We start from the raw sequence: 12244 nt of genomic DNA on the forward strand, positions 1-12244 counted from the left end.
GCAACGGCCGGATGCTGGAGGAGCAGCGACCTGGCCTCTGTTGTTCGGCTGCGTCGAGATGACGGCTGCCAAGGGAGGAAATATGCTTGAGCGACTGTTCAAACTGAAAGAGCACGATACGACGATCCGCACGGAGGTGGTCGCCGGTCTCACGACATTCCTGACGATGTCGTACATCATCTTCGTAAACCCCGATATCTTGTCGACCACTGGCATGGACCGTGACGCGATCTTCGTCGCGACCTGTCTGGCGGCGGCGCTCGGTTCCGCCGTCATGGCGCTCGTCGCCAACTGGCCGATCGGCATGGCGCCCGGCATGGGCCTCAATGCCTTCTTTGCCTTCACGGTCGTGGCCGCTCTCGGCTTCACCTGGCAGCAGGCCCTCGGCGCGGTGTTCATCTCCGGCCTCATCTTCCTGTTCCTGACGGTCACCGGGGTCAGAAGCTGGCTGATCGCCGGCATCCCGCATTCGCTGCGCAGCGCCATCGCGGCCGGTATCGGCCTGTTCCTCGGCATCATCGCGCTCAAGAACGCCGGCATCGTCGTCGACAATCCGGCAACGCTGGTCGGCCTCGGCGACCTCAAGCAGACCGGGCCGCTGCTCGCCATTCTCGGCTTTTTCGTCATCGCAGTGCTCGACTCGCTGAAGGTCCGGGGCTCGATCCTGATCGGTATTCTCGTGGTCACGATCCTGTCCACGTTCCTCGGGGTTTCCGAGTTCAAGGGCGTGGTCGCGGCGCCGCCGAGCATCGCTCCGACCTTCATGCAGCTCGACATCATGGGCGCGCTGCATGGTGGCCTCGTTCACGTCATCCTCGTCTTCGTGCTCGTCGAGGTCTTCGACGCTACCGGTACGCTGATCGGCGTCGCCAAGCGGGCGAAACTCGTCGAAGAGGGCAAGCCGAACCGTCTCGGGCGCGCCCTGCTTGCCGACAGCTCGGCGATCATCGCCGGCTCTCTGATCGGCACCAGCAGCACCACGGCCTATGTCGAGAGCGCCTCCGGCGTGCAGGCGGGCGGCCGGACGGGTCTGACGGCGCTCACCATTTCGGTGCTGTTCCTTGCCGCCCTCTTTATCTCGCCGCTGGCGGCCGCCGTTCCGTCCTATGCAACGGCGCCGGCGCTGCTTTACGTGGCCGGGCTGATGATCCGCGAGCTCACCGAAATCGAGTGGGACGATCTGACCGAAGCGGCACCGGCGGCGCTGACCGCGATCGCAATGCCCTTCACCTACTCGATCGCGAACGGGCTGGCTTTCGGCTTCGTGAGCTACGTGGTCCTGAAGATCTGCACCGGCCGCTGGAGCGTCATCCATCCCGCCACGCAGATCGTCGCCGCCCTTTTCGTCGTGCGATTCGCCTTCTTTGGCGGTTGACGGAGTTCCGGAGAGGCGACCAACGCCCCTCTCATGACAAAACGAAATCGGCCGGACCCGTCATATTGCGGGTCCGGCCGATTTTCGTTCAACAAGCAATCGGCTGAAGATGGCGGGTTAAGCCGGCAGCATCTCGCGAAGCCGCAGCAGGGCGATTCTTTCCACCTGACGGCAGGCGGTCTCGAACTCCGTCTCGCGGTCGTTGCCGATGCGGCTTTCGAAGGCGGCGAGGATGTCGTCCTTGCTGCGGCTCCTGACCGCAATAATGAAGGGGAAGCCGAACTTCTCGACGTAGGACGCATTGAGCGTCGTGAAGCGCTCGCGCTCGCCGTCCGTCAGGGCGTCGAGTCCGGCTGAGGCCTGCTCGTTGGTCGAGCTCTCGGTCAGGCGCTTTGCCTGGGCGAGTTTGCCGGCGAGGTCCGGGTGGGCGTTGAGCACCGCAAGCCTTTCCGCATCGCTCGCCTCTCGGAAGACCGCGGTCAACGCCGCGTGCAGGCCGGTCGCCGTGTCGGTTGCCGGAGAAAGCTCGCCGGCGAAGGCGCGCTCGGCGATCCAGTCCGAATGTTCGAATATGCCGCCGAAGCGGGCGACGAACGCCTCTTCGGAAAGCAGGAACGGGCGGTCGCCGTGCGGCTGGAACGGATAGGCCTCGGCCCAGTAGCGGGCGATGTCGATCCGGCGCGCCAGCCAGACCTTGCCGTGGCTCTTCACATAGTCGATGAAGCGGGCTAGTGCCGCGGCCCGGCCCGGCCGGCCGGCGAGGCGGCAGTGAAGGCCGATGCTCATCATCTTCGGCGACCCTGCCTTACCCTCGGCATAGAGAACGTCGAAGCTGTCCTTCAGATAGCTGAAGAATTGGTCGCCGCTGTTGAAGCCCTGTGCCGTCGCGAAACGCATGTCGTTGGTGTCGAGCGTATACGGAATGACGAGCTGATGCCGGTCCTGATGCTCGTGCCAATAGGGCAGGTCGTCGGCATAGGAGTCGGAAACATAGTCGAACCCGCCGGCTTCGGTGACGAGGTCGAGGGTGTTTTCCGAACAGCGGCCCGTATACCAGCCGCGCGGCCGTTCGCCGGTGACGATCGTGTGGAGCCGGATCGCCTCGGCGATTTCGGCGCGCTCCTGTTCGACACTGAAATCCTTGTGCTCGATCCATTTCAGTCCGTGCGAGGCGATCTCCCAGCCGGCATCCTGCATAGCAGCGACCTGCGTCGGCGATCGCTTCAGCGCGGTCGCGACGCCATAAACGGTGACCGGCACCTGACGTTCCGTGAAAAGCCGGTGCAGTCGCCAGAAGCCGGCCCGCGCGCCATATTCGTAGATCGACTCCATGTTCCAGTGGCGCTTGCCGGGCCAGGCCTGGGCGCCGACGATTTCCGACAGAAACGCCTCCGATGCCGCATCGCCGTGCAGCACGCAGTTTTCGCCACCCTCTTCGTAATTGACGACGAATTGTACGGCGATCCGTGCTTCGTTCGGCCAAACGGCCTTTGGACTGGGGCCGTATCCCAGGAGATCACGGGGATATCTCATGCAACTTTCCTCCTGATTTTGTCGCTGGATAGCCAGTCGTAGCGAGAAATCCGCGGGCTCATTCCCCTCGAAAAATTTGAAAGTCTCGAAGCTCGCGCCCGCTACACAAAGGGACCGGTGCTTTGGATACTTCAGCCGTTGAGAGTGAGTGGGAGGAGCGACACGCATGCGATCTCGAGGCGGAAACCCGGGGCGTCTGACGACCCATGTGCTGGACACGGCAAGCGGCAAGCCTGCGGCGAAGCTGCGCATCGACCTTTACCGTCTGGATGGCGAGTGGCGGGAGCATCTCGTCTCGGCCCGGACGAACGACGACGGCCGCTGCGATGAGCCGCTGCTCAGCGGCGAGGCGATGACGACCGGCATTTACGAGTTGCGCTTCCATACCGGCGAATATCTAGGGGCCGAGAGCGGCAGCAATCCGTTCCTCGATCTCATCCCGATCCGCTTCGGCATTGCCGATCAAAACGCGCATTACCACGTGCCGCTCCTGCTTTCCCCCTACGGCTATTCCACCTATCGCGGGAGCTGACCGGCAATGACGACCGAAATCCGCAATACGATCCGCTTCCTCCTGAACGACCGGCAGGTCGAGCTTGCCGATGTCTCGCCGGTCCAGACGATGCTCGATTTCCTGCGCATCGACCGCAATCTCCGCGGCACCAAGGAAGGCTGCGCAGAAGGCGACTGCGGCGCCTGCACGGTGCTCGTCGGCCGCCTTTACGACGGCAGGCTGAAATACGAATCCGTCAATGGCTGCATCCGTTTCGTTGCCTCGCTCGATGGCTGTCATGTCGTCACCGTCGAGGCGCTCGCCGAGCCGAATGGGCCGCTCCACCCGGTGCAGCGGGCGATGGTCGACACGCACGCGTCGCAATGCGGCTTCTGTACGCCGGGCTTCGTCATGTCGCTCTACGGTCTCTGGATGGAAAACCCAAGGCCCAGCGTCCAGGAGATCGAGAAGGCGCTGCAGGGCAATCTCTGTCGCTGCACCGGATATGCGGCGATCATTCGCGCCGCCCAGGCGATTTCGTCAATCGGCGAGGTCGGAAAGGACCCGCTGGTTGCCGAGCGCGAGAAGATCGCCGGCCAGCTTGCCGCCCTCAGGGACGGCCGCCGCGTCGAGATCGGCAACGAGGCCGATCGCGTGGTGCTGCCGGCTTCGCTCCACGATTTCGCTGATGTCCTGGAAAGCAACCCAAATGCGACGATCGTGGCCGGCTCCACCGATGTCGGGCTTTGGGTAACGAAATTCATGCGTGATATCGCCCCGGTCGTCCACCTCTCGCACCTCGAGGAATTGCGCCGGATCTCCGTCGACGATGAGGGCATCACGCTCGCGGCCGGTGTGAGCTACACCGAAGCCTATACCGTGATCGTCCGCCACCTCCCGCAATTGCGCGAGCTCTGGGACCGGATCGGCGGCGAGCAGGTGCGCAACATGGGTACGATCGGCGGCAATATCGCCAACGGCTCGCCGATCGGCGATACGCCGCCGGCGCTGATCGCGCTCGGCGCCTCGGTGACGTTGCGGAAGGGCGGGGCCCGACGGACGGTGCCGCTTGGATCCTTTTTCATCGAGTATGGCAGGCAGGACCGTCATCCAGGCGAATTCGTCGAGTCCGTCCATATCCCGTTCCTGAGCGGCGCCGACCGGTTTGCCGTCTACAAGGTTTCTAAGCGGCTCGACGAGGATATTTCCTCCGTCTGCGGCGCGTTCCGCGTGACGCTCGATAGCGAGGGCAAGGTTGCGGATGCGACGATCGCCTTCGGCGGCATGGCCGGCACGCCGAAGCGCGCGGCGAATGTCGAGGCCGCGCTCAAGGGGCGAGGCTGGACCGGTGCCGCGATCGAAGCGGCCGTCGGCGCCTTCGAACAGGATTTCACGCCTTTGACCGATTGGCGTGCCTCGGCGGATTATCGCATGCTCGTCGCCAAGAACCTCCTGCGTCGCTTCTATCTGGAGACGCAGGATAAAGGGATTGTCCGTATCGACCGCACGGTTGCGGTGGCTGTCTAGGAGGGTGGAACGATGAATGTGATGCAGCCCATCGACCGCATCCGCGGCGGCGTCCACGAGCAGGAGCGGCACGAATCCGGTCACAAGCATGTGTCGGGCACGGCCGAATATATCGACGACATGGCGGAGCCGGCGGGCACGCTGCACGGCTATCTGGGGCTCTCCCAGCGCGCCCATGCGGAAATCCTGTCGATCGATTTCGAGGCGGTGGAGAGCAGCCCCGGCGTCGTCGGCATTCTCACGGCTGAGGATATTCCCGGCGAGAACGACATCAGCCCGGCCCACAAGCACGACGACCCGGTTTTTGCGACCGGCAAGGTCGAGTTCCATGGTCAGCCGATCTTCGCGGTGATCGCCACCTCGCGCGACGCCGCCCGCCGGGCCGCGGCAAGGGTGAAGATCGAATATCGCGACCTTCCGCATGTGACCGACGTCGTCGAGGCGGCGGCCGCCAATTACCCGCTGGTGATCGATCCCCTGAAACTCGAGCGCGGCGATATCGACGCCGGCTTTGCCAAGGCGAAGAACATCGTCCAGGGCGAGATGCGGATCGGCGGCCAGGACCACTTCTATCTCGAAGGACACATCTCCTTCGCCATTCCCGGCGAAGACGACGAGGTGACCGTCATCGCCTCGACACAGCATCCGAGCGAGACGCAGCACATGGTCGCCCAGGTGCTCGGCATTCCGTCGAACGCGATCACCGTGAATATCCGCCGCATGGGCGGCGCCTTCGGCGGCAAGGAGACGCAGGCCAATCTCTTCGCCGCGGTTGCTGCCCTTGCCGCAAGGAAATACCGTCGCCCGGTAAAAGTGCGTCCCGACCGCGACGACGACATGACGGCGACCGGAAAGCGCCACGACTTCCACGTCGACTACAGGATCGGCTTCGACGACGATGGCCGCATCGCGGCGGTGGACGCGGTCTTTGCGGCGCGCTGCGGATTCTCGGCCGATCTCTCCGGTCCCGTGACCGACCGCGCGCTGTTCCACGCCGACAATTGCTATTTCTACCCGAATGTCCGGCTGCGATCGCGCCCGCTGAAGACGAACACGGTGTCGAACACCGCCTTCCGCGGCTTCGGCGGACCACAGGGCATGGTCGGCGGCGAGCGGATGATCGAGGACATCGCCTATACGCTCGGCAAGGATCCGCTCGAAATCCGCAAGCTGAATTTCTACGGCGGCGAAGGGCGCAACCTGACGCCCTATCACCAGACGGTTGAAGACAACATCATCGGCCGGGTCATCGAGGAACTCGAAGCCTCGGCCGACTATGCCGCCCGGCGTGAGGTGGTGCTCGCCTTCAACCGCGAGAACCATGTGATCAAACGCGGCATCGCGCTGACGCCGGTCAAGTTTGGCATCTCCTTCACCAAGACCGAATACAACCAGGCCGGCGCTCTCATCCATGTCTATACGGACGGTTCGATCCAGCTGAATCACGGCGGCACCGAGATGGGGCAGGGGCTCTATACCAAGGTCGCCCAAGTGGTCGCGGATGAGTTCCAGGTCGACCTCGACCGCATCAAGGTCACGGCGACCTCGACCGGCAAGGTGCCGAATACCTCGGCGACGGCGGCCTCCTCGGGCTCGGACCTGAACGGCATGGCGGCCGCCAACGCGGCGCAGCAGATCAAGGCACGGCTCGTCGGCTTCGCGGCGCAGCGGTACGGCGCCAGCGAAGCGGATGTTGCCTTCGAGCCGAACGTGGTGCGGATCGGCAGCGAGCGCATCGCCTTTGCCGACTTCATCAAATCAGCCTATGCGGCGCGGGTGCAGCTTTCGGCGGCCGGCTTCTACAAGACGCCGAAGATCCACTGGAGCCGCGCGGAAGGCCGGGGCCGCCCGTTCTACTACTACGCCTACGGTGCCTCCTGCTCCGAAGTCAGCGTTGACACGCTGACCGGCGAGTACCAGGTCGAGCGTACGGACATCCTTCATGACGTCGGCAAGTCGCTCAATCCGGCACTCGATCTCGGCCAAGTCGAAGGCGCCTTCGTGCAGGGCATGGGCTGGCTGACGACGGAGGAATTGTGGTGGGACGCGAAGGGACGGCTGCGCACCCATGCGCCGTCCACCTACAAGATCCCGCTCGCCTCCGACCGCCCGCGCATCTTCAACGTGCGGCTGGTGGAATGGTCGCTCAATCGCGAGGAGACCATCCGCCGATCGAAGGCGGTCGGGGAACCGCCCTTCATGCTGGGGATTTCCGTCCTGGAGGCGATATCCATGGCAGCGGCAAGCGTTGCGGAGTATCGTATTCCGCCGCGCATCGATGCCCCGGCAACACCGGAACGGGTGCTGATGGCGATAGAGCGGCTGCGCGCCGCGACGCGCGGCAAGGCGGATGGGTGACCGGCATGACGGGCAGAGAGGACATTCGACAGTTTCTGAGCGGGGAAGCGGCCTGCATTCTCGTCGAGGTGTCGGGAGCGGCGGGCTCGACGCCGCGCGATACGGATGCCTGGATGCTCGTCTCGAAGGAGCGCACCTTCGCCACGATCGGCGGCGGTCAGCTGGAATATATGGCGATCGACCATGCCCGCCGATTGCTCAAGGGGACGGCCGCCGATGACCGGCTGACGATCCCGCTCGGTCCGGAGATAGGCCAATGCTGCGGCGGGCGTGTGGCGCTGGCGTTCACGGCTGTCGATCCGGAAACCCGGGCGGCATTGATCGAGCGCAGCGACACGGAAATCGCCCGCCGGCCGCATGTCTATGTCTTCGGGGCGGGCCATGTCGGCGATGCGCTCGCCCTGGCGTTGTCGTTTGTGCCGGTCAGGACCGTACTCGTCGACACCCGCGAGGACGAACTGTCGGCGGTCGGCGTGCAGGGCATCGAGACCTGCCTGACGGCGATGCCGGAGGCGGTCGTCCGCGACGCCCCGCCGGGGAGCGCCTTCGTCATTCTCACGCACGATCATGCCCTGGATTTCTTGATCGCCGCGGAAGCGCTTGGCCGCGAGGATGCCTCATATGTCGGCATGATCGGCTCGAAGACAAAGCGGGCCACCTTCAGGAACTGGCTCTCGCGCGATGTCGGCCGCCCCGAACTCTTCGGCCGGCTCGTCTGCCCGATCGGCGGCAGCGCAGTCAAGGACAAGCGGCCCGCCGTCATCGCTGCACTCGCCGCGGCCGAGATCATGACGGCGGTCCTCACGCAGCAGCCAAAGGGCACGTTGGCGGACGAGCCGAAAAAAGCCGACATGCGGGTTTCGACCGGCACCGTCTCCTCCAGGAAATGACGGATGTTCATTAGCCACTGCATGACCCCCTTAAATCGAAATCGATTTGAGGATCATGCAGCAATCAAAGTGCTACAGCGACTTTAGCGCGTCCGATTGGACGCGCGGCGCTGTAGGAGTGAGGCCGTCAAGCAGGAAGTCCAGGCCCTTCCTGAAAGCGCCGTCCCAATCATTATCCAGCAGCAGGCGAGAGCGCTCGATCGTTGGGTAGTGTTCGTCGAGACGCGCAAGGCGCTGCTGCGCCGCGGCCCTGTCCTCGTCCGAGAGGTCGAAGTTCGCCCGGGTGATGGTGGCTCCCATTACATAGTTCCAGAGCGACCATATCGCGACGTTCAAATCTGCATCCGCTACACCGGCGCCGGACAGGGTCTTGCTCAAGAGTTCCAAACGATTGAGGATGTTCGGGCCGAGCGCCCGGCGCGGCAGCAGCGATGCCGACCACGGGTGGCGCAGCATGGTGGCGCGCCAGTCTTCAAGCATATGAACGACTTGCCCGCGCCAGTCTCGAGACACAGCTATTTGTGCCGGTCCGCGATATTCGAGCACGGAATCGAGCGCCAGATCGAAGACCTCTTCCTTGTTGTCGACGTGCCAATATAGGCTCATAGCGCCCGAGCCGAGGCGATCGGCCAGCCGACGCATCGTCAACCCGTCGATCCCTTGAGCGTCCAGCAGTTCCACCGCGGTCGCCACGATCCTTTCGAGGGAGAGAGGCGGTTCGCTGCGCTGCTCTTGCGCGGACGGGAGCGACACGTCTTTCCGTTGAGAGCGGTTGATCCGAGCATCGCTACGTTTGGCTGCCATCCGTCTTCCCTGCCGATCAGACCGTCGATTTAAACCAACAATGCAACGGATGTCGATGCTCGGCGATTGACTCGTACGGTGTACGATGCGATGGAATCGTACGCCGTACGAGTCACTCATATGGCAATGTCTGGAAGTTCAATCCTGCAGGCCGCCAGGGAGCGTTGCTCACGGTCTTCAGAGCCAAGAGAAAGCCATGTCACGCGCAATCAAGCATCTTATCGGAGGGCTCATCATCATGACCATGGGAATTCCCACTGCAGCGACGGCGAATGATCTCAAGCTGACCATAGTCAATCCGCAAAACCTCTACGACCCCACGCCGAACGGCTACAGCACGGCGGTGATCGTGCCCCGCGAAGGCCGGGTGGCCTACATCTCCGGACAGGGCGGCCAGGACAGCACCGGAGCCTTGTCACCCGATTTCGCCGTCCAGGTTAAACAGGCCTACGCGAATTTGCGCAGTGCCCTCGATGCGCTCGGCGCAAAACCGGATCAGGTTGCCAAGCTTACGGTCTTCGTGGTCGATCACGATATGTCCAAGCTTGAGGTGCTGACCAGGAACGTCAAGGACATGTTCGGCGAGGCGCTACCGGCGCAGACTCTCATTCCGGTACCGAAGCTTGCAATCGACCCCATGCTCTTCGAGGTCGAAGCCGTGGTCGTTCTGAAATAGTGACGCTATCGAGCCGTTCGGCGGAACGACGCCGAATGGCCGTTTCCTATATTTTGCCACCGTAGTGCATGCGAGAGTGGAGCCGAGCAGTCACCCGCGAAACCCGACTGACGCAAGAGACGACATGAAGTCGAACGGTCACACTTTGAGCCTTCCTCAATGCTGAAGAAGTAAGCTTGTTTTCTACCGCCGCACGTTCGCCAAATTCCCCTTGACTTGTTTATGACAGTCTTATGACAGGGGCAGGAGCGATGAGCCGCGAGAATGTTGTGTTTTTCTGTTCGGTAGCCGCCGGAGTAGCCTTGTTCTTCGCCCTCGGTCTTTCACGGCCGGACTTGATTGTTGAGGATAACCTCGTGGAAAATCTCGGCGCCATGGGTTTTGGCACAGCATCTCTGCTCGCATTAGGAACGGCGATTCGAAGGCGCGTATTCTTATCCTCAATTGAGACGATCACCCTAGTCTGCACCAGCGGATTGTGTCTGATACTGTTCCTCAGCGAGATCAGTTTCGGCGCCCGCATATTTGATGTGCAGATGCCAAAAATGCGCGGCGGAGGCGAGTTCGACGGCGGTCATGATATCGTCATTGTAGTCTTCCGGCTCTTGAGAGACTCTGGGCCCGCGCGCTACCTTGCGGCAGCGACTGGGGCGCTGCTTTGCCTGACCGTGGCGGTCGTGCTTCTTTACGCGTTTCAACGAACGGTTTGGGCTATCCTGCATCGAATTTTCGCACGGGCGTTTGAATGCCGCTTAGCCGTGGCTGTCGTGATGCTTGCCAGTGCCGTGACGCTCGATCTCGTGACGTCATACAAGGCAACAATCCTGGAAGAAGTCCTCGAGTTCGGCGCCAGTGGCGTGTTGATCCTTGCGGTTACCGCATTGTGGCGAGAAACGGGAAGCGAGGCGGTCGAACACGCGCCGCCGGGTTCCTCCCGTACGGGCGATCAAAATGCTCCGTCCGTGGGGTGCTCGACGAGCCGACCACCTCGACAGGCACTCACCAAATGTCAGGAGGCCCCCACGCCTGCGCGACAAGTGTATGATGGTAGACCGGAAGAATGCCTGAAGTCATGGAGACCACTCGGCTTCCGAGGAGAATAGGCAGCCCGGTCAAGAACCTGAAACCTGATTCAGGTAATACGCCAGCTATCAATCATTCCCACGGACAGCGAAAACGGATGTTTCCGCCTGTCGGCCGCCGATATCATGTCTTGGGCCCCCGGTATGGCGGCCGTTCTCGCTAGCCGTAGCGGGGTGCCTGCTTCCCACCCCAAGCGGGAGTTCGTCTCCGCGACTAGCGTCAGTTTCGCCACCAAGTCGCTACAAGTACTCCTTCGCCTAGTTGCGTTTCCGGACGAGGCTCTCGTTCCGCCCCGACCCACTCTACGTCACACTCTCCTCCAGCCGCGCCGTCGCGGGCTCGGCCAGCATCTTGCCGATCAGCCGCTGACAGCGCTCGGCCATGAAGTCGATGATCAGGCGCACCTTGGGATCCTGAAACCGTTTGTGCGGGTAAATGGCCGCGAGCTGTGCGCCGAGCGGCGGCGCGTCTTCGAGGATCGGCACGAGCGTGCCATCGTTGATATGCTGCTTCACTTCGAAGAGCGGCTTGTTGATGATGCCGCGGCCGTCGAGCGCCCATTGGGTCAGAACGTCGCCGTCGTCGGAATCGTAGGGACCGCCGACCTCGAACTTGCGTACCCCCTCCGGCGTCTGCAGCGTCCAGTAATATTCCTTCGATCCGGGATAGCGCAGCAGCAGACAGTCGTGGTGCTCGGTGATGAGCTCGTCCGGCGACCTTGGAACGCCGCGCTTCTCGAGATAGCTTGGAGCGCCGCAGAGCACGCGATCGCAATTCATGATGCCGCGCATGCGCAGGTTGGAATCCTCGAGAATTCCGAGCCGGAAGGCGACATCGATTCCTTCGCTCAGGATATCGACATTGCGGTCGGAAAGCCGCAGCCGCACCTCGATATCCGGATAGCGGTCGTGGAATTCGGGAACGCCCGATGCGATCAGCCGCCGACCTATGCCGAGCGGCGCGGTAATGCGCACGGCGCCCTTGGGATTGCGCGACAGATCGGCGATGGCGCTTTCCGCCTCGTTCACCGCCTCGAGGATCTTTACGGCACCGTCATAGAAGACGCGGCCATGCTCGGTCGGCGTCAGTTTCCGGGTCGTGCGATTGAACAGGCGCACGCCCATATGCCGCTCCAACTCCTTGATTCTGTTGCTTGCGACGGCCGGGGTTACCCGCTGGTCGCGGCCCGCGGCCGACAGCGTTCCAAGTTCCACGACGCGCACGAAGACGCGCACATTATCGAGATAGGACATGCTCCCGCCTCCGCTCCTCCGGGTCCAGACTACCGCGCCTGCCAGGCGCCTATTTTATAGTTTTTTTTGAAAGAGTTGGTGATCTCGCGGCATTTCTCGCGCCTCCAAGCAATGACACATAATGCGGCCCAATGCATGTCGCCCGAAAGTGCGTAAGCGGTTTTGGGACAACGGCATGCATGAAGACAAAGATCTAAAGCGCGTCACGTCAACTCGTTTGAACGCGACGCACTTTAGAGAAATGGGAGGCCT

10 protein-coding genes are annotated in these 12244 nt (G+C 62.7%); 7 read left to right on the forward strand and 3 right to left on the reverse strand.

Annotated features, from left to right (window positions below; translation table 11 throughout):
• Positions 1-82 precede the first annotated feature (82 nt).
• Positions 83-1375, forward strand: coding sequence for an NCS2 family permease (locus CO664_RS11470; RefSeq protein WP_097539178.1), 1293 nt, complete (start codon positions 83-85; stop codon positions 1373-1375).
• A gap of 117 nt (positions 1376-1492) precedes the next feature.
• Here CO664_RS11470 and puuE read toward each other — a convergent pair whose 3' ends face one another.
• The gene (gene puuE / locus CO664_RS11475) at positions 1493-2908 is read right to left on the reverse strand and encodes an allantoinase PuuE (RefSeq protein ID WP_097538808.1); all 1416 of its coding nucleotides are present in this window, start codon (positions 2906-2908) and stop codon (positions 1493-1495) included.
• 166 nt (positions 2909-3074) lie between these two features.
• On the opposite strand from puuE, the gene uraH reads away from it, so the two are divergent.
• The 4 genes from uraH to xdhC are packed head-to-tail and all read left to right on the forward strand — an operon-like array spanning position 3075 to position 8176.
• The gene (gene uraH / locus CO664_RS11480) at positions 3075-3440 is read left to right on the forward strand and encodes a hydroxyisourate hydrolase (RefSeq protein WP_097524563.1); all 366 of its coding nucleotides are present in this window, start codon (positions 3075-3077) and stop codon (positions 3438-3440) included.
• Positions 3441-3446: 6 nt separating this feature from the next.
• Positions 3447-4928, forward strand: coding sequence for a xanthine dehydrogenase small subunit (gene xdhA, locus CO664_RS11485; protein WP_097538809.1), 1482 nt, complete (start codon positions 3447-3449; stop codon positions 4926-4928).
• Between the two features lie 12 nt (positions 4929-4940).
• Entirely contained in the window at positions 4941-7286 is a 2346-nt protein-coding gene (gene xdhB / locus CO664_RS11490; RefSeq protein ID WP_097524565.1) for a xanthine dehydrogenase molybdopterin binding subunit, read from the forward strand.
• A gap of 5 nt (positions 7287-7291) precedes the next feature.
• Complete coding sequence (gene xdhC, locus CO664_RS11495) at positions 7292-8176, forward strand: xanthine dehydrogenase accessory protein XdhC (RefSeq protein ID WP_234820230.1); 885 nt, start codon at positions 7292-7294, stop codon at positions 8174-8176.
• A gap of 72 nt (positions 8177-8248) precedes the next feature.
• Here xdhC and CO664_RS11500 read toward each other — a convergent pair whose 3' ends face one another.
• Complete coding sequence (locus tag CO664_RS11500) at positions 8249-8980, reverse strand: TetR/AcrR family transcriptional regulator C-terminal domain-containing protein (RefSeq protein WP_097538810.1); 732 nt, start codon at positions 8978-8980, stop codon at positions 8249-8251.
• Positions 8981-9176: 196 nt separating this feature from the next.
• Between CO664_RS11500 and CO664_RS11505 the strand changes: the two genes are divergently transcribed.
• A complete protein-coding gene (locus CO664_RS11505) occupies positions 9177-9656 on the forward strand; it encodes a RidA family protein (RefSeq protein WP_037417007.1) in 480 nt (159 codons plus the stop codon).
• A 251-nt stretch (positions 9657-9907) separates the two neighbouring features.
• Positions 9908-10759, forward strand: coding sequence for a hypothetical protein (locus tag CO664_RS11510; RefSeq protein WP_097538811.1), 852 nt, complete (start codon positions 9908-9910; stop codon positions 10757-10759).
• 282 nt (positions 10760-11041) lie between these two features.
• On the opposite strand, the gene CO664_RS11515 is transcribed toward CO664_RS11510, so the two are convergent.
• A complete protein-coding gene (locus tag CO664_RS11515; RefSeq protein ID WP_097538812.1) occupies positions 11042-11992 on the reverse strand; it encodes a LysR family transcriptional regulator in 951 nt (316 codons plus the stop codon).
• Between the last annotated feature and the right edge of the window lie 252 nt (positions 11993-12244).

This window comes from Sinorhizobium sp. NG07B (assembly GCF_002532005.1).
Lineage (GTDB): Bacteria > Pseudomonadota > Alphaproteobacteria > Rhizobiales > Rhizobiaceae > Sinorhizobium > Sinorhizobium fredii_C.